Annotated in this window: 15 protein-coding genes; 14 read left to right on the top strand and 1 reads right to left on the bottom strand. The window is 60.7% G+C overall.

Annotated elements, in window-relative coordinates:
* The first annotated feature begins 108 nt into the window (after window positions 1-108).
* The 10 genes from ACW9IR_RS12175 (at window position 109) to ACW9IR_RS12130 (ending at window position 17,701) form a co-directional block, all read left to right on the top strand.
* Complete coding sequence (locus tag ACW9IR_RS12175) at window positions 109-1,554, top strand: serralysin family metalloprotease (RefSeq protein WP_102901800.1); 1,446 nt, start codon at window positions 109-111, stop codon at window positions 1,552-1,554.
* A gap of 93 nt (window positions 1,555-1,647) precedes the next feature.
* Window positions 1,648-2,070, top strand: a complete 423-nt coding sequence (locus ACW9IR_RS12170) for an AprI/Inh family metalloprotease inhibitor (protein ID WP_180988155.1) — start codon at window positions 1,648-1,650, stop codon at window positions 2,068-2,070.
* Window positions 2,071-2,278: 208 nt separating this feature from the next.
* Window positions 2,279-4,054, top strand: coding sequence for a type I secretion system permease/ATPase (locus ACW9IR_RS12165; RefSeq protein WP_110719259.1), 1,776 nt, complete (start codon window positions 2,279-2,281; stop codon window positions 4,052-4,054).
* Complete coding sequence (locus ACW9IR_RS12160; RefSeq protein WP_034154169.1) at window positions 4,051-5,400, top strand: HlyD family type I secretion periplasmic adaptor subunit; 1,350 nt, start codon at window positions 4,051-4,053, stop codon at window positions 5,398-5,400. Before ACW9IR_RS12165 ends, ACW9IR_RS12160 begins: the two co-directional genes overlap by 4 nt.
* Before the next feature lie 2 nt (window positions 5,401-5,402).
* Window positions 5,403-6,773, top strand: coding sequence for a TolC family outer membrane protein (locus ACW9IR_RS12155; RefSeq protein WP_102901797.1), 1,371 nt, complete (start codon window positions 5,403-5,405; stop codon window positions 6,771-6,773).
* 308 nt (window positions 6,774-7,081) lie between these two features.
* Window positions 7,082-10,033, top strand: coding sequence for an autotransporter serine peptidase EprS (gene eprS, locus ACW9IR_RS12150; protein WP_457463381.1), 2,952 nt, complete (start codon window positions 7,082-7,084; stop codon window positions 10,031-10,033).
* Between the two features lie 178 nt (window positions 10,034-10,211).
* Entirely contained in the window at window positions 10,212-13,289 is a 3,078-nt protein-coding gene (locus ACW9IR_RS12145) for an autotransporter domain-containing protein (protein ID WP_457463379.1), read from the top strand.
* 57 nt (window positions 13,290-13,346) lie between these two features.
* Window positions 13,347-15,035, top strand: coding sequence for a polyurethane esterase (locus ACW9IR_RS12140; protein ID WP_457463377.1), 1,689 nt, complete (start codon window positions 13,347-13,349; stop codon window positions 15,033-15,035).
* Window positions 15,036-15,231: 196 nt separating this feature from the next.
* Window positions 15,232-17,085, top strand: a complete 1,854-nt coding sequence (locus tag ACW9IR_RS12135) for a polyurethane esterase (protein WP_110719286.1) — start codon at window positions 15,232-15,234, stop codon at window positions 17,083-17,085.
* A gap of 241 nt (window positions 17,086-17,326) precedes the next feature.
* Window positions 17,327-17,701 (top strand): hypothetical protein, encoded by a 375-nt coding sequence (locus ACW9IR_RS12130; protein ID WP_457463375.1) that lies wholly within the window; start codon window positions 17,327-17,329, stop codon window positions 17,699-17,701.
* Between the two features lie 127 nt (window positions 17,702-17,828).
* Here the strand turns inward: ACW9IR_RS12130 and ACW9IR_RS12125 are convergent, their stop codons facing one another.
* Window positions 17,829-18,053, bottom strand: coding sequence for a YgdI/YgdR family lipoprotein (locus ACW9IR_RS12125; protein WP_095120841.1), 225 nt, complete (start codon window positions 18,051-18,053; stop codon window positions 17,829-17,831).
* A gap of 195 nt (window positions 18,054-18,248) precedes the next feature.
* Between ACW9IR_RS12125 and ACW9IR_RS12120 the strand changes: the two genes are divergently transcribed.
* From ACW9IR_RS12120 to ACW9IR_RS12105, 4 genes are all read left to right on the top strand, one after another.
* Window positions 18,249-19,901: a VRR-NUC domain-containing protein gene (locus ACW9IR_RS12120; protein ID WP_457463372.1), complete on the top strand. Its 1,653-nt coding sequence runs from the start codon at window positions 18,249-18,251 to the stop codon at window positions 19,899-19,901.
* A complete protein-coding gene (locus ACW9IR_RS12115; protein ID WP_457463370.1) occupies window positions 19,898-22,216 on the top strand; it encodes a helicase C-terminal domain-containing protein in 2,319 nt (772 codons plus the stop codon). Before ACW9IR_RS12120 ends, ACW9IR_RS12115 begins: the two co-directional genes overlap by 4 nt.
* A gap of 5 nt (window positions 22,217-22,221) precedes the next feature.
* A complete protein-coding gene (locus tag ACW9IR_RS12110) occupies window positions 22,222-24,141 on the top strand; it encodes a PAS domain S-box protein (protein WP_457463368.1) in 1,920 nt (639 codons plus the stop codon).
* Between the two features lie 79 nt (window positions 24,142-24,220).
* A complete protein-coding gene (locus tag ACW9IR_RS12105; RefSeq protein ID WP_016983364.1) occupies window positions 24,221-24,757 on the top strand; it encodes a hypothetical protein in 537 nt (178 codons plus the stop codon).
* Window positions 24,758-25,200: the final 443 nt, after the last annotated feature.

Here is a 25,200-nt window from a genome sequence, read left to right as displayed (position 1 = left end):
ATTGTGTCAGGTTTCTTACGCCTTCATTGGGCGAGTGATAGGACGATCTCGCCAGAGAGAGTCCTATCGGACAAAAACTGTTCCATTGCTAAACAAGGAAGTGTGTTTATGTCGAAAGTAAAAGCGAATGCTATTGATACCGCCGAACAGGCTTTTCAGCTGTCTGCCTTCAGCTCGGCGTATAACCAGATCAATAGCTTCAGCCATCAGTACGATCGTGGCGGCAACCTCACGGTCAATGGCAAGCCCTCCTACTCCGTCGACCAGGCCGCAACCCAGTTGCTGCGCGACGGTGCTGCCTACCAGGACAAGGATGGCAGCGGCAAGATCGAACTCACCTATACGTTCCTGACTTCGGCATCGTCCAGCACGATGTACAAGCACGGGATCACTGGGTTCAGTCAGTTCAGTGCGCAGCAACAAGCCCAGGCCAAGCTCGCCATGCAATCCTGGGCTGACGTGGCCAATGTGACCTTCACCGAGAAAGCCTCGGGCGGTGACGGCCACATGACCTTCGGTAACTACAGCGGTGGCCAGGATGGCGCTGCAGCGTTTGCTTATCTGCCAGGCACTGGCGCCGGTTATGACGGCACCTCGTGGTACCTGATCAACAGTGGCTACACGCAGAACAAGAATCCGGATCTGAACAACTACGGTCGTCAGACCCTGACTCACGAAATCGGCCACAGCCTGGGTCTCGCTCACCCTGGCGACTACAACGCCGGTAATGGCAACCCGACCTACAACGACGCTTCCTACGGGCAAGACACCCGCGGCTACAGCGTCATGAGCTACTGGAGCGAAAGCAACACCAATCAGAACTTCAGCAAGGGCGGTGTCGAAGCGTATTCGTCCGGCCCGCTGATGGACGATATCGCTGCTATCCAGAAGCTCTACGGTGCCAACACCACCACTCGTACCGGTGACACCACCTACGGCTTCAACTCCAACACCGGTCGCGATTTCCTCAGCGCTTCGTCGTCGAGTGACAAAGTGGTGTTCTCGGTGTGGGACGCGGGCGGCAAGGACACTCTGGACTTCTCGGGTTTCACCCAGAACCAGAAAATCAACCTCAATGACGCCTCGTTCTCCGACGTTGGCGGCCTGGTGGGCAACGTGTCCATCGCCAAGGGCGCGATCATCGAGAACGCCATTGGCGGTTCCGGCAGCGATCTGCTGATCGGCAACAGCGTGGCCAACGAACTCAAGGGCGGTGCCGGTAACGACATCCTCTGGGGTGGCGGTGGTGCTGACAAGCTGTGGGGCGGTGCCGGTTCAGACACGTTTGTGTTCGCTGCCAGCTCCGACTCCAAGCCAGGTGCCATCGATCAGATCCTCGATTTCGTCAGCGGTCTGGACAAAATCGACCTGACCGGCATCACCAACGGCGCCGGCCTGCACTTCGTCAGCAGCTTCACCGGTTCCGCCGGTGACGCGATTCTGACGTCGTCGGGCGGCAACAGCCTGCTGTCGGTGGACTTCTCCGGGCACGGCGTGGCTGATTTCCAGGTCAGCACCGTTGGCCAGGCAGCCACCAGCGACATCGTGGCGTGATGTAGCAGTGGAAAGCGGCGTGTGATGCGCCGCTTTCTTTGCTTGCATCGGGTTGGATGGTAAGCAACGCTACACGCTGGAGCGAATATTCCCATGATCAGTAAAGCTTTTACCTACAAGGTGGCGGCGTGGTTTTCGGCGGCGCTCATGATGATTTCAGGAGAAACCAGTATGGCAAGCAGCCTCAGACTCGAAGAACCCTCGGTATTTGCGGGGCAATGGCAAGCGACATTATCTACCCGGGATGATGATCGAGAAGCGCAAAAGCAGCAGGACAAGCCTTCGAATACTTGCCTGATCGACCTTGAATCCAATCAGACCTTGGGCAAAGGGGTCGACTGTCTCGGTGCTTGGCTTGAGCAAACGCCGATCGGTTGGTTTCCCGATCCGGACGGCCTGTCGATTACCGGCAAGGAAGGCTCAAGAATCCAGTTCTTCAGCCGACAACGTGATGGGCTTTATCTGGCTACTTTGAAGTCAGGTCTGGTGATTACGCTTGAGCGCGCAGCGCAATAGCCTTGACTATCCAGACCGCGACAAAGTTTTAATATAAAGCGCCACGCTATGGTTATAAGTAACGCTGAGTGGCAACTGCGCCGCATTTAATTGCTTGAGTTGTTATGAAAGTGTAAGCGGTAGACAAAAAATCAAGTTCCGACGTTGTGCGGTTAATTAATTCGAGTCTCGCCAACGAGTGGCGGGAGATATTTTCCAGGAATAATCAATGAAGATGGCGAAGGCCCCAGCCACCGCGCCCTTATTCAAGGCATTGGGTGACTATAAAAGTATCCTGATCAGCGTCGGTTGCTTTACTGCGCTGATTAACGTGCTGATGCTGGTGCCCTCCATCTATATGCTGCAGGTCTATGACCGGGTGCTGTCCTCGCAGAACGAGACCACCCTGGCAATGCTGTCGCTGATGGTCGTCGGTTTCTTCGCCTTTATCGGCCTGCTGGAAGTGGTGCGCAGCTTTATCGTGATCCGCATCGGCAGCCAGTTGGAGCGCCGCTTCAACCTGCGCGTTTACCAAGCCGCGTTTGAGCGCAACCTGTTCCAGGGCGAGGGCAACGCCGGGCAGTCGCTGGGCGATCTGACGCACATTCGCCAATTTGTCACCGGTCCTGCGCTGTTCGCGTTTTTCGATGCGCCGTGGTTCCCGGTCTATCTGTTCGTGATTTACCTGTTCAACGTCTGGCTCGGCGTGCTCGCCACGGCGGGGGCGTTGCTGCTGATCGGCCTGGCCTGCCTCAACGAATACATGACCAAAAAGCCGCTGGGCGAAGCCGCCGGTTATTCGCAAAAGTCCAGCCAGTTGGCCACCAGCCATTTGCATAACGCCGAAACCATTCAGGCGATGGGCATGCTCGGTTCCCTGCGCAAGCGCTGGTTCCAGGTGCACTCGCGGTTCCTCGGTCTGCAGAATCAGGCCAGTGACACCGGTGCGGTGATCAGTTCGCTGAGCAAAACCCTGCGCCTGTGCCTGCAATCGTTGGTGCTGGGCCTGGGCGCTTTGCTGGTGATCAAGGGCGACATGACCGCCGGGATGATGATCGCTGGTTCCATCCTGATGGGCCGCGTGCTCAGCCCGATCGACCAGTTGATCGCCGTATGGAAGCAGTGGAGCGGGGCGAAACTGGCCTACCGCCGTCTCGATGCCTTGCTGCAAGCGTTCCCGCCGAGTGACGACGCCATGGCGCTGCCGGCGCCGAAAGGCCAGATTACTTTCGAACAGGTCAGCGCCGGCCCACCGGGGCAACGCACGGCGACCCTGCAAATGGTCAATTTCAATCTGAATGCCGGTGAAGTGCTCGGCGTGCTCGGTGCATCCGGTTCCGGCAAATCGACGCTGGCCCGTGTGCTGGTCGGTGTCTGGCCAACCCTGGGCGGCACCGTGCGCCTCGATGGCGCGGATATTCATCGTTGGAACCGCGATGACCTTGGCCCGTACATCGGCTATCTGCCGCAAGACATCGAACTGTTCAGCGGCAGCATCGCCGAGAACATCGCCCGTTTCAGCGAAGCCGATCCGCAGAAAGTCGTGGCGGCTGCGCAGCAGGCGGGTGTGCACGAAATGATCCTGCGTCTGCCGCAAGGCTACGACACCCAACTGGGCGAGGACGGCAGCGGTTTGTCCGGCGGCCAGAAACAGCGTGTGGCACTGGCGCGGTCAATGTATGGCACGCCGAGTCTGGTGGTGCTGGATGAACCGAACTCCAACCTCGACACCGTCGGTGAAGCGGCATTGGCCAGCGCCATCGCTGCGCTGAAAGCCCAGGGCACCACGGTGGTGCTGGTGACGCACCGTTCTTCGGTGTTGGCCCAGGCTGACAAATTGCTGGTGCTCAATGACGGTCGTTTGCAGGCATTTGGCCCAAGTCAGGATGTGCTCAAGGCACTCTCAGGCCAGCAAGAACAACAACGGGAAAAAGCTGCGCAGGCACCGGGCGGGCTCAGCATGAGCCGACAGTATCAGCCCTCGACAAGGAATACGGGTGTATGAGCAGCGCCAGCATGAACACTGAAAACGAAGCGAGCATGGAACACGCCTACATCACCGAGCGCCCGGAACGCGATGCGAAGTTCTTCGCACGTATGGGCTGGATTCTGGCGATCGTTGGCGCCGGCAGTTTCTTCACTTGGGCGGCACTGGCGCCGCTGGATCAAGGCATCCCGGTGCAGGGCACGGTCGTCGTGTCGGGCAAACGCAAAGCCGTGCAGTCGATGAGCAGTGGCGTGGTCAGCCGGATCCTGGTGCGCGAAGGCGAGATCGTCAAGCAGGGCCAGCCGCTGTTCCGCCTCGATCAGACGCAAGTCGCCGCTGACGTGCAGTCGCTGCAAGCGCAATACCGCATGGCTTGGGCCAGCCTCGCGCGTTGGCAGGCCGAGCGCGACAACCTCAAGCAAGTGACCTTTCCGGCTGAGCTGAGCAATGATCCGGACCCGCGTCTGGCACTGGTACTGGAAGGTCAGCGGCAATTGTTCAGCAGCCGTCGCGAGGCGTACTACCGCGAGCAGGCCGGACTGCGCGCAAGCATCGAAGGCGCCACCGCGCAACTGGCCGGCATGCGTCGCGCCCGCACCGATCTCAATGCTCAGGCCGACTCGCTGCAACAGCAGTTGAGCAATCTGCAACCGCTCGCCGACAACGGCTACATCCCGCGCAACCGCTTGATGGAATACCAGCGTCAACTGTCGCAGGTGCAGCAGCAACTGGCAGAAAACACCGGTGAAAGCGGCCGGGTCGAGCAGGGCATCCTCGAATCGCGGCTGAAGCTGCAACAGCACGCCGAGGAATACCAGAAGGAAGTCCGCACGCAACTGGCCGACGCGCAGCTGAAAAGCGTGACCCTGTCGGAGCAACTGACTTCGGCCGGTTTCGACCTGCAACACAGCGAAATCATCGCCACTGCCGACGGCGTCGCGGTCAACCTCGGCGTGCACACCGAGGGCGCCGTGGTGCGTCAGGGTGAAACGTTGCTGGAGATCGTTCCGCAAGGCACCACGCTGGAAGTGGAAGGGCACTTGCCGATCAACCTGATCGACAAGGTTGGCGCGCACTTGCCGGTGGACATCCTGTTTACCGCGTTCAATCAGAGCAAAACCCCGCGTGTACCGGGTGAAGTCAGCCTGATTTCCGCCGACCAGATGGTCGATGAGAAAACCGGCGTGCCTTATTACGTGTTGCGCAGCAGCGTCAGCGATCAGGCCATGGAAAAACTCAACGGTCTGGTGATCAAGCCCGGCATGCCGGCAGAAATGTTCGTGCGTACGGGTGAGCGTTCACTGCTCAACTATCTGTTCAAACCGCTGCTTGACCGGGCCGGCTCTGCGCTGACCGAAGAATAAGGATGTTCGGCTGTATGAATAAGCTTTCCACGCTCGCAGCAGCATTCTTGCTGCTCGCGAGTCACTCGGCAGTGGCGGCCATGGGGCCGTTCGAGATCTACGAACAGGCGTTGCGCAATGACCCGGTGTTCCTCGGCGCGATCAAGGAGCGTGACGCCGGCCTGGAAAATCGCGCCATTGGCCGCGCCGGCCTGTTGCCGCGCATCGGCTACACCTACAACAAGGGGCGCAACTCGTCGAAAGCCACCTCCCTCGACGAGCGCGCGCGCAACCGTACTGACGACCGCAATTACAGCAGTTACGGCTCGGCGCTGACGTTGCAGCAACCGCTGCTCGACTACGAGGCCTATGCCGCCTATCGCAAAGGCGTCGCGCAGTCTCTGTTTGCCGATGAGAACTTTCGCGGCAAGAGCCAGGAGCTGTTGGTTCGCGTGCTGGATAACTACACCAAGGCACTGTTCGCGCAGGATCAGATCGACATCGCTCAGGCGAAGAAGAAGGCGTACGAGCAGCAGTTCCAGCAGAACGAACACATGTTCAAGCAGGGCGAGGGCACGCGTACCGACATTCTCGAGGCGGAGTCGCGCTATGAACTGGCGACCGCCGAGGAGATCGAGGCGCGCAATGAACAAGACGCGGCGCTGCGGGAACTGGGTGCGCTGGTGGGCACGCCAGCGGTGGACATTGGTGATCTGGCGCCGCTGGATCAGAACTTCCAGACCTTCGCGCTGATGCCGGCCAATTACGACACCTGGCACGAAATGGCGGTCAGCAATAACCCGAATCTGGCCTCGCAGCGTCAGGCCGTGGAAGTCGCGCGTTACGAAGTGGAGCGCAATCGCGCCGGGCATCTGCCGAAAATCAATGCCTACGCCTCGATGCGCCAGAACGAATCGGAAAGCGGCAACACTTACAACCAGCGCTACGAAACCAACACCATCGGTTTTGAAGTCAGCGTGCCGTTGTATGCCGGTGGCGGGGTGTCGGCTTCGACGCGTCAGGCCAGTCGCACCATGGAACAGGCCGAGTATGAACTTGACGGCAAGACGCGTGAAACGCTGATTGAACTGCGGCGGCAGTTCAGCGCTTGCCTGTCCGGGGTGAGCAAACTGCGCGCTTATCAGAAAGCGCTGAGCTCGGCGGAAGCGCTGGTGGTTTCGACCAAGCAGAGCATTCTCGGTGGTGAGCGTACCAACCTCGACGCGTTGAACGCCGAGCAGCAACTGTTTACCACCCGCCGCGATCTGGCGCAGGCGCGGTACGACTATCTGATGGCCTGGACCAAATTGCATTACTACGCCGGGACCTTGAACGAGCAGGATCTGGCGCGGGTGGATGAGGCTTTTGTGGTCGCTCACCAGCCCTCACCCTAACCCTCTCCCAGAGGGAGAGGGGACCGATCGGGGGATATTTTAGAAGTACGCCGACCTGATCGAGCGGCACCGAATCCATAATCGACCAGGTTTTTCAGGTCGATGCATGACGCAAGACACCTCGGTCAGCTTCCTGTTCTTTGGGAAGGATCTGCTTCACCGAATCCATAATCGACGCGGTTTTTCAGGTCGATGAATGACGCAAGACCCCGCGGTCAGCTCCCTCTCCTGGGGGAGAGGGCTGGGGTGAGGGGAACAGGCAACACCGCAAAACAACCTGCATAAAACAATAAAAGTGAGTGGTGAACATGGACGTACGCATCAAGCCGATTTCGGTCGGCACCCTGCTGCTTGTGATTTCTGCAACCCAGGCTCAGGCCCAGTACCTCGAAACCGGCCAACCCGGCGATCCCGCCAGTTGGCGCAGCGCTGAATTCCTCCGCGACTGGGGCTTGAGCCGCATGCAGGCCGAGCAAGCCTACGCCGCCGGCATCACCGGCCAAGGCGTGAAAATCGGCGCCCTAGACTCCGGTTTCGATGCCGCCCACCCGGAATTCGCTTCAGCCCGCTATCACCCGGTACAGGCCAGCGGCAGCTACATCGACGGCTCGCTGTTCAACGTCGACGGCACCCTCAACCCCAACAACGACTCCCACGGTACTCACGTCGTCGGCACCATGGGCGCCTCACGCGATGGCAGCGGCATGCACGGCGTCGCGTACAACGCGCAGATCTACGTCGGTAACACCAACAAGAACGACAGCTTCCTGTTTGGCCCCAATCCCGATCCACGCTATTTCAAAGCGGTATACGACGCCTTGGCCGATGCCGGCGTGCGCGCGATCAACAACAGCTGGGGCAGCCAGCCGCCGGATGTCAGCTACCGCACTCTTGCCGATCTGCACGCCGCGTACGCCCAGCACTGGAACAAAGGCACCTGGCTCGATGCCGCCGCCGATGTCTCCCGACGCGGTGTGATCAACGTGTTCAGCGCCGGCAACAGCGGCTATCCAAACGCCAGCGTGCGTTCCGCGTTGCCGTATTTTCAGCCGGATCTGGAAGGTCACTGGCTGGCGGTTTCCGGCCTCGATCAGAGCAATCAGCAAAAGTACAACCAGTGCGGCCTCGCCAAATACTGGTGCATCACCACGCCGGGAGCGAAGATTGACAGCACCATTCCCGGTGGCGGTTACGCGATCAAATCCGGCACCTCAATGTCGGCGCCGCATGCGACCGGCGCGCTGGCGCTGGTGATGGAACGCTACCCGTACATGAACAATCAGCAGGCCCTCGAAGTGCTGCTGACCACCGCCACGCAACTGGATGGCTCGGTCACCGATGCTCCGACTGAGCGAGTCGGTTGGGGCGTGGCCAATCTGAACCGGGCAATGCGCGGGCCGGGGCAATTGCTCGGTGCGTTTGATGCCAGCCTGGGGGCAGGGCAGCGCGATGTCTGGAGTAATGACATCTCTGACAAGGCGCTGATTCAGCGGCAGAGTGAAGACCTCGCCGAGCACAGTGCCTGGCAGCAAACCCTGCAGGACAAGGGCTGGCAGAACGGCGTTCCCGCAGGCGCCAGCCAACAGGATCAGACCGATTACGCCGTTGGCACTGCCCGTGATGCAGCGGCGGCGAGTCGGGTGTATCAAGGCAGCCTGATCAAGTCCGGCGGCGGGCAGCTGATTCTCACCGGCGCCAACACCTATCGCGGTGCAACCACGGTCAATGGCGGTTTGCTCACGGTCAACGGTTCGCTGACTTCCGCTGTGACGGTGAATGACAGCGGCACCCTCGGCGGTTCCGGGCGGATCGCCGCGCTGACCGCCAACAGCGGTGCTCGCGTGGCACCGGGCAACTCCATCGGTACCTTGAACGTGGCCGGTGACGTGACCTTCGCACCGGGTTCGACCTACGCCGTTGAATTGTCGCCGACCAGCAGCGACCGCATCGTTGCCGGCGGCACCGCCAACATCAGCGGCGCCACCGTCGGCCTGTCGCTGGAAAACAGCCCGACGCTGCTCAGCACCACCGAAGCGCAGAGCCTGCTCGGTCGCCAGTACGACATCCTGCAAGCGGCCGGCGGCATTCAGGGCCGGTTCGGCGCGGTGCTGCCGAATTATGTGTTTATTGGCGGTAGCCTCGACTACGCCGCCACCGGCATTCAGCTCGATATCGTACGTAATGCGACTACCTTCAGCAGCGTCGGGCAAACGCCAAACCAGCGTTCGGTGGCCGTTGCCGTCGAAGGCCTGGGCGCCGGCAATTCGGTCTACGAAAGCCTGTTGCGTTCACCAGACGCCGCTTCGGCGCAACAAGCGTTCCAGCAGTTGAGCGGCGAGATCTACCCGGCGTTGAGTTCGATGCTGGTCAATGACAGTCGCCAGTTGCGCGATGCGGTGGGCGAGCGTCTGCACGACACCAACGCCGCACAAAGCAACGGCTGGATCAAAGCCCTCGGCGCGTGGGGCAAGACCGATTCGAGCCATGACACGGCAGGCTACAACACTTCGATCGGCGGTCTGCTGGCCGGTGTCGACGGCGCGCTGGACGAGCAGACCCGCATCGGCCTGGTCACCGGTTACAGCGATAGCTCATTGAGCATGGGCTCGGGCACGCATTCCTCGGCCAAGGTCGACAGCTATCACTTGGGCGCATACGCCGGTCGTGAAATCGGCGCCTGGCGCTTGAGCACCGGCGCGGCCTACAGCTGGCATCGCGCCGATGTGAAGCGCGACCTGCAATACGGCGACGTCAGTGGCAAACAGAAAGCCAAAGTCGATGCGGCAACCACGCAAGTGTTCGGTGAGGCGGCTTACCGCTTGCACCTGCAACCACTGGCGCTGGAACCGTTCGCCAACCTCGCCTACGTGCATCTGGACACTGAAGGCTTGACCGAGAAGGGCGACGCGGCCGCGTTGAAAAGCTCCGGCGATCAACGTGACGCGGTGCTGAGCACCCTTGGCGTGCGGGCGATCAAGACCTTCAATCTTTCGCCTGCGCAATCACTCGACGTCAGCGGCCACCTCGGCTGGCAGCACAGCCTGAGCGACATTGACTCCGAACAGCATTTGCGCTTTGCCAGCGGCGGCACACCGTACGCGGTGGAGAGTTCAGCGCTGGTGCGTGATGCCGCGCTGGTCGGCGTACAGGCCAGCCTCGCGCTGAGCCGCGATGTACGGGTCAACCTGGATTACAACGGACAATTGGCCAATCGCGAAAAGCTTCATGGCGTTGGCTTGAGCCTGAACTGGCAGTTCTAACCCCACGCTCTGCGTCCGATCGTTCCCACGCTCTGCGTGGGAATGCCTCTAGGGACGCTCTGCGTCCAGTGACGCGGAGCGTCACGGGCTGCATTCCCACGCGGAGCGTGGGAACGATCAGTTGCTCTGTGTGGGAACGATCAGGATTTTTCGCAACATCACTAAGGAAGGTCGCTGGATGAATAACAACAATACCCCCGCGCAAACGGGTGGCCGCTTTGCCCTGAAAACCCTCACGCTCGCCGTGCTTTGTGCCATTGGCACAGCCCATGCCGCACCCTACGTGGAGAGCGGTCGCACGGGCGATCCGTCGAGTTGGCGCAGTGCCGAGTTTCAGGCCGATTGGGGCCTGGGCGCGATCGGTGCCGATCACGCCTACGCCGCCGGCTATACCGGCAAAGGCGTGAAACTGGGGATCTTCGACCAGCCGGTGTACGCCGCGCACCCGGAGTTTTCCGGCAGCAATAAAGTCGTCACCCTGGTCACCAGCGGGATCCGCGAATACACCGACCCGTACATCCCGGTCAAAGCCGGCGATGCGTTCCGCTACGACGGTTCGCCCTCGGTCGGCTCCGACGGAAAACTTGGCGCCCACGGCACCCACGTCGGCGGTATCGCCGCAGGCAGTCGCGACGGCGGGCCGATGCACGGCGTGGCGTTCGGTGCGCAGATCATCAGCGCCGACAACGGTGACCCGGGCCCGGAAGACGGCATCGTTCGCGGTAACGACGGCGCGGTGTACAAGGCCGGTTGGGATGCACTGATCGCCAGTGGCGCGCGGATCATCAACAACAGTTGGGGCATCGGCATCACCGACCGTTTCGACCTCGGTGGCCGCGATCCGGCGTACCCGCATTTCACCGTCAATGACGCGCAGTTGCAGTTCAACGAGATCCGCACACTGCTCGGCACAAAACCCGGCGGCGCCTACGACGGCGCGATTGCCGCCGCACGCAGCGGCATCGTGACGATCTTCGCCGCTGGCAACGACTACAACCTCAACAATCCGGACGCCATCGCCGGTCTCGGCTACTTCGTCCCGGACATCGCGCCGAACTGGATCACCGTTGCCGCGCTGCAGAAGAACCCGGATCTGGCCAGCGCCAACCCGTACATCATGAGTACGTTCTCTTCGCGCTGCGGCTACACCGCGAGTTTCTGCGTCTCGGCGCCGGGCACGAAAATCTTCAGCTCGATCATCGAAGGTACCAACGCCGACAACCTGACCACCGGCTACAAAAACTACAACGGCACCTCGATGGCCGCGCCACACGTGGCCGGCTCCATGGCGGTGCTGATGGAGCGCTTCCCGTACATGACCGGCGATCAAGTCGCCACGGTCTTGCGCACCACCGCCACCGACCTCGGCGCGCCGGGCATCGACGCCTTGTACGGCTGGGGCATGATCAACCTGCGCAAGGGCATCGACGGCCCGTCGATGTTCGTTACCGAGCAGGACATTCCGGCGGAATTCCGCATCGACGGCGCTTACGGCTCCGGCCAGTTTGTCGCGGATCTGCCGGGCATCGGCGCGATCATCGATCAAGGCAAACCGACCGAGCGCGTGTGCACCGACATCACTTGCGGCCTCGATACCTGGCGCAACGACATTTCCGGTCACGGCGGTTTGACCAAGCAAGGTCTCGGCACGCTGGTACTGACCGGCAACAACACTTACAGCGGCCCGACCCTGGTCAATCAGGGACGCCTGGCCATCAACGGTTCGCTGCAATCGGCGGTGACGGTGAATGACGGCGGTATCCTCGGCGGCAATGGCCACATCGGCGCGCTGTCGGTGAACAGCGGCGGTACGGTCGCGCCGGGTAATTCCATCGGCACCCTGAACGTGGCCGGTGACGTGACCTTTGCACCGGGTTCGACTTACGCGGTAGAGCTGTCGCCGACCAGCAGCGATCAGATTATCGCTACCGGCAAAGCCGTGATTGAAGGCGCCACAGTGAGCATGTCGCTGGAAAACAGCCCGACGCTGCTGAGCACCAACGAAGTGCAAAGCCTGCTCGGCACTCAGTACAACATCCTGCAAGCGGCGGGCGGCATTGAAGGGCGCTTCGGTCAGGTGTTGCCGGATTACGCCTTCCTTGGCGGCACGCTGGCGTACTCGGCCGATGGCATTCAGTTGGCAGTCGGGCGTAACGAGGCCTCGTTCGCCAGTGTTGGCCTAACGCCGAACCAGCGTGCGGTCGGTGCGGCAGCTGAGCGTTTGGGCGCTGGCAATGCGCTGTTCGAAACCCTGTTGCTGTCGCCGAATGCGGCGTCGGCGCAGCAAGCCTTCCAACAGTTGTCCGGCGAGATCCATCCGGCCATTGGCACGATGCTGATCAACGACAGCCGTTACCTGCGTGAAGCCGTGGGCGAGCGTCTGCGTGAGCGTGATCTGTTCAATGCCGGCGCACCGACTGATGATCGCAGCAACGCCTGGGTCAAGGTCTTGGGTTCGTGGGGCAAGAGCGATGGCGGGCATGACAATGCCGACTCCAACAGCTCCATCGGCGGCCTGCTGGCCGGTGTCGACGGCTTGATCGCTGAAGATACCCGTCTCGGTTTCGTTACCGGTTATAGCGACAGCTCGTTGAGCATGGGCAGCGGCACGCATTCGTCGGCGTCGGTCGACAGCTACCACTTGGGTGCGTACCTGGGGCATCAGATCGATGCACTGCGGCTGACCGTCGGTGGGGCTTACAGCTGGCACCGTGTCGACGTCAAACGTGACCTGCAGTTCGGGGACGTCAGCAGTAAACAAAAGACCAAGCACGATGCCGCAACCACTCAAGTGTTCACCGAGGCCGCTTATGATCTGGGCCTGCAACCGATGAACCTGGAGCCGTTCGCCAATCTGGCTTACGTGCACCTGAACACTGAAAGCTTCACCGAAAAGGGTGACGCGGCAGCGTTGAAGGGTGGTGAGGACAATCGTGATGTGGTGCTGTCGACCCTCGGCGTGCGCGCCAAGCGTTCGTTTGCCTTGTCGGATCAGCATCAACTTGAGCTGGGCGCAAGCCTGGGCTGGCAGCACAACCTGAACAACGTCGATGCCGACAGCCATCTGGCGTTTGCCAACGGCAACAGCGCGTTCACCGTGCAGGGCGTGTCGATGGATCGCGATGCGGCGGTGGTCGGCGTGCGGGCAGGTCTGGCGCTCAACCGCGATGTGCGGGTGAACCTGGATTACAACGGACTGATCGGCTCGAACGAGAAGGACCACGGTGTGGGCCTCACCCTCGACTGGCAGTTCTAAAGCGTACCGGCAGCTCTGCACAGAGCTGCCGGTTTTTGAAGGAAGAGAGAGCACAACATGGGACTGTTCGATTACAAGAATGCCGATGGCAAAGCGTTGTACAGCGACGCCATCGCACTGACGCTGTATGCCTATACGCCGACCGGCAAGCCGCTTCCGGCCACCGCTTGGACGCCGCTCACGGCGACGGCGCTGGGCTATCAGGGCAAGGTCGGGTCGCAAGGCACGTTCTTCGGCGAGAAGGACGGCTTCACCAGCGCCGAGGCCGAAGTGCTCGGCAAGTACGACGCCGCCGGCAAACTGATCGGCATCGGCGTCGCCTTTCGTGGTACTGGCGGGCTCGGTTACAGCGACACCTTCGGCGACTTGAAAAACAACCTGCTGGCCGCCATCGGGCCGTCGGATTACGCGAGCAACTACGCGAAAAACGCCTTCGACAATCTGCTCAAGGCTGTCGCCGCGTTCGCCATTGCCAACGGCATCGCCGCCAAGGACGTGCTGCTCAGCGGCCACAGCCTCGGCGGGCTCGGCGTCAACAGCGTGGCCGAGTTGAGCGCGAGCAACTGGGGCGGCTTCTTCAAGGACGCCAACTACATCACCTTCGCCTCGCCAACCCAGAGCAGCACTGGCAATAATGTGCTGAACATCGGTTTTGAAAACGACCCGGTGTTCCGCGTGCTCGATGGCACCACGTTCAGCAGCGCCTCAATGGGCAAGCACGACAAACCGCACGATTCGACCACCGACAACATCGTCAACTTCAACGACAACTACGCGTCCACCGCGCAGAACCTGGTGCCGTTCAGCATCGTCAATCCGCTGAACTGGTCGGCCCACAGCTCGCTGGGCTATGCCGATGGCTTGAATCGGGTCATCGATTCGACGTTCTACAACCTGACGCATAAAGACTCGACGGTCATCGTCTCCAATCTGGAAGAAGCATCCCGGGGCAAGACTTGGGTCGAGGATCTCGGCCGCAGTGGCGAGCCGCACACCGGCAGCACCTTCATCATCGGCACGCAGAGCAACGACTGGCTCAAGGGTGGCGCGGGTAACGACTTCCTCGAAGGCCTGGGCGGCGATGACCGTTTTCGTGATGACGGCGGCTACAACATCCTGCTCGGTGGCCAGGGCCACAACACCTTTGAACTGCAGAAACCGCTGCAGAACTTCAGCTTCGCCAACGACGGTGACGGCACGCTTTACGTGCGCGACGCTTACGGTGGCATCAGCATGACCCGCGACATCGGCGCGCTGGTGAGCAAGGAGTCGGGTTCGTGGTGGGGCAGCAAGGAAATCACCTGGGGCGTCACGGCTAAGGGTTTGACCAATGGCAACGAGCTGACCCAGTACAACCACTCGCTCAGCGGCGATGGCTACGGCAATGCGCTGCACGCCACGGCCGACGGTGACTGGCTGTTCGGCCTCGGTGGCGATGACAAGTTGATCAGCGACAAGGGCCATGTGACCTTCGTCGGTGGCGCCGGTAACGACGTGATGAGCGCAGTGGGTGGCAACAACACCTTCCTGTTCAGCGGCGCGTTCGGTTTCGATGCCATTAACGGTTATCAGGGCAGCGACAAACTGGTGTTCATGGGCGTTGAAGGCGCGGGGCAGGGCTACGACTACAAGCAGCACGCGTCGCAGACCGGCAGCGATACCGTGCTGAAGATTGGCGACTATGCCGTGACCCTGATCGGGGTGGGAGTGGCTAACCTGTCGGACTCGGCGTTCGTGTTCGCCTAAAAACCTGTAGGAGTGAGCCTGCTCGCGATAGCGGTGTGTCAGACGAAGAAATGCAAACTGACACACCGCTATCGCGAGCAGGCGAAGGCCTACATTAAAAGCTATTCGTAGTTTCTGAAATGCTCCGGGGCGTCCCCGAGGGGCGCCCTGGCTGTGAGCTATCTCTAACAATTCCAACAAGAGAGAGGCAATGGCAATGGGTGTGTATGACTACAAGAACTTCGGCACAGCCGATTCCAAGGCGTTGTTCAGCGATGCCATGGCGATCACGCTGTATTCCTATCACAACCTCGATAACGGCTTTGCCGCCGGTTATCAGCACAACGGTTTCGGCCTCGGCCTGCCCGCCACGCTGGTCACGGCACTGCTCGGTGGCACCGATTCCCAAGGGGTGATTCCTGGCATTCCGTGGAACCCCGACTCGGAAAAACTCGCCCTCGACGCCGTGAAACAGGCCGGCTGGACGCCGATCACGGCCTCGCAACTGGGCTACGACGGCAAGACCGACGCGCGGGGAACCTTCTTCGGCGAGAAGGCCGGTTACACCACCGCCCAAGTGGAAATCCTCGGCAAGTACGACGCCCAGGGCCATCTCACCGAACTCGGCATTGCCTTTCGCGGCACCAGTGGTCCGCGGGAAAACCTGATCCTCGACTCGATTGGCGACGTGATCAACGACCTGCTCGCCGCCTTCGGCCCCAAGGATTACGCCAAGAACTACGTCGGCGAAGCCTTCGGCAATCTGCTCAATGATGTGGTGGCATTCGCCAAGGCCAACGGCCTCAGCGGCAAGGACGTGCTGGTCAGCGGCCACAGCCTCGGCGGCCTGGCGGTCAACAGCATGGCCGATTTGAGTGGCGCCAAGTGGGGCGGTTTCTTTGCCGATTCCAACTACATCGCCTACGCCTCGCCCACCCAGAGCAGCACGGACAAAGTGCTCAACGTCGGCTACGAAAACGACCCGGTGTTCCGCGCCCTCGACGGCTCGACTTTCACCGTCGCGTCGGTCGGCGTGCACGATGCGCCGAAAGAGTCGGCCACCGACAACATCGTCAGTTTCAACGATCATTACGCCTCGACCGCGTGGAATCTGCTGCCGTACTCGATCCTCAACATTCCCACCTGGATCTCGCACTTGCCGACCGCGTATGGCGACGGCATGAACCGGGTGATCGACTCAAAATTCTACGACCTCACCAGCCGCGACTCGACGATCATCGTCGCCAACCTGTCCGACCCAGCGCGGGCCAACACCTGGGTGCAGGACCTCAACCGCAACGCCGAAACCCACAAGGGCAGCACGTTCATCATCGGTAGCGACGCCAATGACCTGATCCAGGGCGGCAGCGGCAACGATTATCTGGAGGGTCGCGCCGGCAACGACACCTTCCGCGACGGCGGTGGCTACAACGTCATCCTGGGCGGGCAGGGCAGCAACACCCTCGATCTGCAAAGCGCGGTGAAGAACTTCGACTTCGCCAATGACGGTGCCGGCAATCTCTACGTGCGCGACGCCAACGGCGGGATCAGCATCACCCGCGACATCGGCAGCATTGTCACCAAGGAACCGGGGTTTCTCTGGGGCCTGTTCAAGGACGATGTGACCCACAGCGTTACGGCCAGCGGTTTGAAGGTCGGCAACAATGTCACTGCGTACGAATCCAGCGTCAAAGGCACCGCTGGCGCCGACACGCTGAAGGCGCATTCGGGTGGCGATTGGTTGTTCGGGCTGGACGGTAACGATCACCTGATCGGTGGCACAGGCAATGACGTGTTTGTTGGCGGTGCTGGTAATGACCTGATGGAGTCGGGGGGCGGGGCGGATACGTTCTTGTTCAACGGTGCGTTTGGGCAGGATCGAGTGGTCGGTTACACGTCGAATGACAAACTGGTGTTTCTTGGCGTGCAAGGTGTGTTGCCGACCGAGGACTTCCGTGCCCATGCAGCCACTGTCGGACAGGATACGGTGCTGACGTTTGGTAACGATTCGGTGACGTTGGTGGGAGTATCGCTGAACAGCCTGAGTGCTGACGGTGTTGTGATCGCCTGAGGTTGATGGGGTGCCGGTAAGGGCCCTTTCGCGAGCAAGCTCGCTCCCACACTGGATCTGTGTCGTTTGCAAATCCCCTGTGGGAGCGAGCTTGCTCGCGAAGAACGATAACTCGGTTTCAAAAGTGACTCGATGGCCACGACCTGACTCAAACCCCTGCGAAAACAGGAAATGCGGCCTAAAGCCAGCACGTGCACACACGTTCTATAGCTAGCCGCCATTGAGTACAGGAGATTCAAACGTGAAAGGTTTCAAGGGGTATATCGGGTTCATCGCACTGGCGCTGTGTTCGGCCAATGTCTGGGCCGATCTGCCTCAAAGTTCGATTCTGAGCCGTTACGGCATCACCACCGACCAACTGCCGAGTCCGCCGAAAACCGAGGCGGTCGAGCCGGTTGAAGAGAAAAGCCGCTTTCAGATTCAGCCCGAACAACCGTTCGTGACCCTGCGCCTGGGTGACGGCAAGCAGCCGCAAACCACCGGCAATCTGAGCATTGACCGCATGGCGCAGCAGGATCTGGACCGCTGCCGGCGTTTGCAGGGTGAAGTGGTCAAGCGCGGGGGCACGTACATGCCTTGCGACGGCAGCATTCCGGGCATGCCGACCTTCGAATAATACTCAGCTTATGATCGTTCCCACGCTCTGCGTGGGAATGCCTCAACGGACGCTCCGCGTTCGGCTCTGGATGGGACGCGGAGCGTCCCTGGCTGCATTCCCACGCAGAGCGTGGGAACGAGCGAATCTAGTCTTCTTCGCGAACCGTGGCGACCTCGTCAGCACGAACCTTCACCTTGGACCCGGAAATATCTTCGAACTCATAGAAGCCATCCTTGGTTTTGGTTTTCGGCATGTCCTTGGTCAGATACTGGGTGCCGTTCTGCAGAGTGACCACCGTCGGGGTCGAGCAACCGGCCAGTGCCAGCGCGGCAACGACGGCGAAAGGGATGCCCAGTGACTTGATTTTCATACCCACCTCTAAATCCTCATTCGATGTGATGCCGAGCATTGTCGGCCTTCTAACGCGGTTGGTGCTATCTCCGTGAGAAAAGTTCGATAGCCCGGCGAAAAAATGCCATTGATCATTTTCCGTTTGCACCGGGCGGGGCACAGCTGTTATCTGTACGCATAACCAGTACTCGCTCGCCATGGCCCCAGAATTCCCGTGACTGCCAATCCCCTCGACGACCCGTTCTATTACCTTAACAACTTCCGGCAAGTGCTTGATTGGCTTGAGCTTCGCTATGCCGATGTGATGAACGAAACGGAGCACGCGTTCATCCGCGACTTCAAGGCCTTGCCGCGCGCGACTCAGGGTTTGCTGGTGCGGATGGTCATGCGCAAGGGCGTGCATTTTCGCGCCGGCAAACTCAATTACGCTGAAATCGGTGACATCGCTGCGGCCGCGCAACCCTTGCTGGAGCGTGGCTGGATCGATGAACACGCGCCGCTGGCCCTCGCCGAGTTGTTTGACGTGTTGCTCAAAGCCGAGCTTGTGCAGGCCTTCGGCGCCACCATCGAACAGCCCAAGGGGCGCAAGGATGACTGGCTGCCGCTGCTGGCCGAGCAGTTCAGCGAATTGCGCTGCCTGCGCGACTGGGCGCCACTGCTCGATGACCGGCTGTTCAGCCTGACCATCATGGACCTGTGCGACCGCTTGCGGCTGATGTTCTTCGGCAACCTGTATCAGGACTGGTCGGAATTCGTCCTCGCCGATCTGGGCATCTTCACCTATGAAAAAGTCGAGTTCTGCGCCGACTCGCGGGGCCTGCGCAGCCGCGAAGACGTCGACGCCTGTCTGTTCCTGCACCACTGCCAAATGCGTTTCGAGGCCGGCGAGCCGCTGCAAACCATTGTCGAGCAGGTGAGTGCGTTGCACTTCGACAACCCGTGGCTGCAACGCCGGCGTGGCAAGGTGTTGTTCCAGATCGGCCAGTATTGCGAGCGCATCGGCGAGTTTGCCCTGGCCCTGAGCATTTACCGCGACTGCGCCTATCCCGGCGCCCGCTTGCGCATGATTCGCGTGCTGGAGCGCAGCGGCGAATACCCGTTGGCGCTGGAGCTCGCGACGCTGGCGGAGCAGGCGCCGGAAAGCGCCGCCGAGCAGCAGGGCCTGCAACGGATATTGCCAAGGGTGCGGCGCAAACTCGGTGGCCCGCCGCTCAAGCGCGCAACGGCGAAACCGGTCGAGCGTCTGGATCTGCAGTTACTGCGCAGCGATCCTGCGTTGTCCGTGGAGTTTTACGTGCAGGCGCATCTGCACGATGACGATGGCCCGGTGCATTACGTGGAAAACAGCCTGATCAACTCGTTGTTCGGCCTGTTGTGCTGGCCGGCGATCTTCGCGCCGTTGCCCGGGGCGTTCTTTCACCCGTTCCAGCGTGGCCCGGTGGATCTGCTCAACGAAGACTTTCAGCAACGCCGCGCCGAGCTGTTTCAAACGTGCCTGAGCGAACTCGACGACGGTCGCTATGCGGCGACGATCCGCGAACGCTTCTTCGCCAAGTGGGGCATACAGTCGCCGTTCGTGTTCTGGGGCGCCTTGAATGAGCAACTGCTGGAACAGGCATTGGCCTGTCTGCCGGCCGAACACCTCAAACACTGGTTCAACCGTTTGCTGCTCGACATCAAGGCCAACCGTGCTGGCATGCCTGACCTGATCCAGTTCTGGCCGCAGCACAAAACCTACCGAATGATTGAAGTGAAAGGCCCCGGCGATCGCCTGCAGGACAATCAACTGCGCTGGCTGGAGTTCTGCCATCAACACCAGATGCCGGTGGCGGTGTGTTACGTGCAATGGGCGGAGCAGAGCGCTTGAGCTACAACATTGCCGTGCGCGCACTGTGCGAGTTCACCGCCAAGACCGGCGACCTCGATCTGCGCTTCACCCCGTCACCGACGGCGCTGGAAGGCATCGCCGGCCACCGCACCGTGGCTTCGCGACGCAGCGAAAAATACCAAAGCGAAGTGGCGCTGGAAGGCGAGTTCCGGCAATTGAAGGTCAAGGGCAGGGCGGACGGCTACGACCCGGCGCAAACCTGTCTGGAAGAAGTCAAAACCTACCGGGGCGACCTGAGCAAGCAACCGGCCAACCACCGCCAGTTGCACTGGGCGCAGGCGAAGATCTACGGCTGGTTGATGTGCTGCAAACTCGAACTGGAACAGATCAATCTGGCGCTGGTGTATTTCGATATCGTCAGCGAGAAAGAGACGTGTCTGGTCGAGGCGTTCAGTGCTGATGCGTTGCAAGCGTTTTTCGAACAGCAATGCACGCTGTTCCTGCAATGGGCCGAACAGGAGATGGCCCATCGCGAGGCGCGCAATCTGGCGGCGCAACAACTGGCGTTTCCCCATGCCGATTTTCGTCCCGGTCAGCGGCATTTGGCCGAGTCGGTGTTCAAGGCTGTCAGCACCGGCCGCTGCCTGATGGCCCAGGCGCCGACCGGCATCGGCAAAACCCTTGGCACGCTGTTCCCGATGCTCAAGGCTCTTGCGCCGCAGCAACTGGACAAGGTGTTCTTCCTCACCGCCAAGACACCGGGGCGCAAACTGGCGCTGGATGCCAGTCAGGTGTTGTTCGACCAATCGCCAGCCTTGCCCCTGCGGGTGTTGGAAATGGTTGCCCGCGACAAGGCCTGCGAACACCCGGACAAAGCCTGCCACGGCGAATCCTGTCCGTTGGCCCAGGGCTTTTATGATCGCCTGCCGGCCGCGCGGGAAGCGGCCAGTCGAATCCGCCTGCTCGATCAAGCGGCCATTCGCGAGGTCGCCGCGCAACACGCGGTGTGCCCGTATTACCTCAGTCAGGAGATGGCCCGTTGGGTCGACGTGGTGATCGCCGACTACAACTATTACTTCGACTTCAGCGCCATGCTCTTCGGTCTCGCCCAGCTCAACCAATGGAAAGTCGCAGTGTTGGCGGACGAGGCGCATAACCTCGTCGAACGGGGCCGGCAGATGTACAGCGCCAGTCTTGATCAGTTCACTCTGGGCAGCGTGCGCAAAACCGCGCCCGCCGCGCTGAAAAACTCCCTGCAACGGATCAACCGTGAATGGAACGCGCTGCATGCGCCGCAACTGGCGGCCTATCAGGCGTACGACAAGGCGCCGGAAAAACTCCTGCAAGCGATTTCGCTGTGTTGCGCCGCGATTGGCGATTACCTCAATGACCATCCGCAATGCCTCGACAGCGCCTTGCAGAATTTCTACTTCGACTTGCTGCAGTTCGCCCGGGTGGCGGAGCTGTATGATGAGCATTACCTGTTCGACATCAGCAAGCGCGACCTCGACCGCAAAAAGCCGCTGTCGCAATTGTGCCTGCGCAATGTGGTGCCGGCCGCGTTCATCGGCCCGCGTCTGAAAGCGGCGCGCAGCAGCGTGCTGTTCTCTGCCACCCTCAGCCCGCGCCACTATTACGCCGATTTGCTCGGCACGCCCGCCGACACCGTGTGGATCGACGTCGAATCGCCATTTTGCGCCGAGCAGTTGCAGGTGCAGATCGTCAGCCGCATTTCGACACGCTTCAATCATCGTCAGGCTTCGCTGGAGCCGATCGTCGAATTGATCGCGCGGCAGTTCAGCGAGCGTCCGGGCAACTATCTGGCGTTTTTCAGCAGCTTCGATTACCTGCAACAAGTGGCGTCGTTACTCGCCGAGCGCCATCCGCACATCACCCTCTGGCAGCAATCGCGGGGGATGCTCGAAGGCGCACGGCAGGCTTTCCTCGATCAGTTCACCGCGCACAGCCAAGGCATCGGCTTTGCCGTGTTGGGCGGTGCGTTCGGCGAAGGCATCGATTTGCCCGGTGCGCGGCTGATCGGCGCGTTCATTGCGACGCTGGGGCTGGCGCAGTTCAATCCGGTCAACGAACAGCTCAAACACCGCATGGCGGCGATCTTCGGTGCCGGTTACGACTACACCTATCTGTACCCCGGCGTGCAGAAAGTGGTGCAGGCCGCCGGGCGAGTCATCCGTACCCGCGAGGATCGCGGCGTAGTGATGCTGATTGACGATCGCTTTGCCGAGAGCCGGATCAAACAGCTGCTGCCGCGTTGGTGGGCAATCAATCATGAGTCGGCCGCTTCCCAATTCGCCGGATTGCCGCATACTTCCGATCATGACAATGGCTGGTGAGTGTGATGAGCGAGAAAAACAAGACCGCGGCGATCGAAGAGATGCGTTTTCGTCTGCTGATCGATGCGGTGGTCGACTATGCGATCTACATGATCGATCCCGACGGCATCATCACCAGTTGGAACTCCGGCGCCAAACGCTTCAAGGGCTACGAAGAAGCGGAAATCCTCGGCGAGCATTTCTCGCGTTTCTATACCGCTGACGACCGCGCCGCCGGCCTGCCGCAACGGGCGCTCGATACCGCGATCCGTGAAGGGCGCTTCGAAGGCGAGGGCTGGCGGGTGCGCAAGGACGGCACCAATTTCTGGTCGCACGTGGTGATCGATCCGATCATTGATCCCAGCGGCAAGTTGCTCGGTTTCGCCAAGATCACCCGCGACCTGACCGACCGCAAAATGGCCGAGGAAACTCTCAAGCAAAGCGAACAGCAATTCCGTTTGCTGGTGCAGGGCGTCACCGACTATGCGATCTACATGCTCAGCCCCGAAGGCCGGGTCAGCAACTGGAACCAGGGCGCCCAGCGCATCAAGGGTTATCTGCCGGAAGAAATCATCGGTCAGCATTTTTCGATCTTCTATACCCCCGAAGACCGCGAACTCGGCGAACCGCAACGGGCGCTGGAAATCGCCACCCGCGAGGGCCGCTTCGAAAACAAGAGCTGGCGCATGCGCAAGGACGGCACGCGGTTTCTCGCTCACGTGGTAGTCGATGCGATTCGTGGCGACACCGGCACGTTGCTCGGTTTTGCCAAGATCACCCGCGATATCACCGAGACCCACCAGGCACAGCAAGCGCTGGAGAAAACCCGGGAAGCGCTGTTCCAGGCGCAGAAGATGCAGGCCATCGGGCAACTCAGCGGCGGCATCGCCCATGACTTCAATAACCTTTTGACGGTGATTCTCGGCAATCTGGAGATCGTGCAAAAACGCATGGGCGACGATGCGAAAGTCAGCCGCCTGCTGGAAAACGCCACCCAAGGTGCATTGCGTGGTGTGTCACTGACCCAGCGCATGCTGGCCTTTGCCCGCCGTCAGGAATTGAAAACCGAGTCGGTGGATATTGCGCAACTGGTTCAGGGCATCACCGGGTTGCTGCGCAGTTCGCTGGGGCCGGGCATTCGCATCGATACGCGGTTTCCTGCAGATCTGGAGCCGGTGCTGGCGGACACCAATCAGCTGGAACTGGCCTTGCTCAACCTGGCAACCAACGCCCGCGACGCCATGCCCGACGGTGGCGCGGTGAGCATCACCGCTGAACCGCAAGTGGTGCTCGAACTGGGGCATTCTGATCTGCCGGCGGGGCGTTACGTCTGCCTCAGTGTGATCGATACCGGGGAGGGCATGGATGAGCACACGCTGGCGTCGGCCAGAGATCCGTTTTTCACCACCAAAGGGTTGGGCAAGGGCACCGGGCTGGGCTTGTCGATGGTCCACGGCTTCATGGAGCAACTGGGCGGGCGTTTCGTCCTCAAGAGCGAAAAGGCCCAAGGCACCACGGCTGAACTGTGGATTCCGGTGGCCGTCGAGGGCACGACCAGCAAGCCGCTGCATCCGCCCGCCGAGCCAGTGACGGTGCCACGACTCAGCGTACTGGTGGTGGATGACGACTCGCTGGTGTTGACCAGCACCAGCCTGCTGCTTGAAGACCTTGGCCATCGCGTGGTCAGTGCGACGTCCGGTGCGCAGGCGCTGGCGTTGTTTGATCAGGGCGAGGTCATCGACCTGATGATTACCGACATGGCCATGCCGCAGATGAGTGGCGCGCAACTGGCCCATGCGGTGCGTGTGCTGAAACCGGATCTGCCGATTATCCTGGCCACCGGTTACGCCGAACGTCTGGAGGGTTTTGCCGCGCAACTGCCACGGCTGCCCAAGCCGTTCACGCAGATGAATCTGGTGGCAATCATTGCTCAATCGATGAAGTGAGGCGCCGGTCAATCCGGCTGAACTTGCGCGCCAACGGGGACTTCTAAACGTTTCCCCCCACTCCTGGAGCGTGCATCTTTTGTCTCGCATACTGACTGAGCCCACCGCTGAAGAAACCCTGACCGAACATGACGCCAAGATGTTCGGCTCACCCAAGGAACGGCTGGATTTCTATCGCCGGGAGATCCAGTACGAAACCAGCATCCTCGCCAACCGCACCGATGCCTATCTGGCGGCGCAGTCGTTTCTGGTGATTGCCTTTGCCTCGTGCATGGCCAATCTCAACCCGGAGTGGGGCAAGTTGTTCACGCTGGTGGTGCCGCCGTTTCTGGCGCTGCTCGGGTTGCTCAGCTCGCTGAATGCCTGGCCGGGGATTCGCGCGGCGTACGACATCATCGATCACTGGCATTTCAAGCAGAGCCACTTGCTGCACAGCGAGCCGCTGATGGGCTTGGCGTATGACGAATCGCCGTTGTTCAGTGAGATGGAGTCGAGCCACAAGGGGTATAGAAAGTCGCTGCTGTTTTCGGTACGCACGCCGTGGATCTTTGCGACGTTCTGGGTGTTGTTGGGGAGTTATGCGGTGTTTATTCAGGTGACCAATCCGGGGGGGTGATTGGTCTTCACGCAAAAGCCCGGTTCTTTTAGCCGGGCTTTTTCATTCGCGTGGATTTTGTGTTGCCATTCAGATCGATCCCCCTCACCCCAGCCCTCTCCCCCAAGGGGGGCGAGGGGGAAGGGAGCAGATCTTCGTGCAGTTCAAAATCTGCGTTCGACTCGGTATCTCAGTCAAAGTCTGCGATCGACTCGGTATCTCAGGTCGGCGTATCCCGACCATTCAACTCGGTCAGTTCCCTCTCCCTCCGGGAGAGGGCTAGGGTGAGGGGCTGTCAGGGTTCACTCGGAAGATAGCCGATCTTTGCGCTGGTCAAAATCTGCGTTCAACCCGGCATCTCAGGTCGGCGTACCTCAACCATTCACCGCGGTCGGTTCCCTCTCCCTCCGGGAGAGGGCTAGGGTGGGTAAAGACCGGGTACATCCTTTACGTTTGAGACCGGG

It is taken from the genome of Pseudomonas sp. SDT291_1_S447, from assembly GCF_054070155.1.
This window is presented reverse-complemented; position numbering and strand designations above follow the sequence as displayed.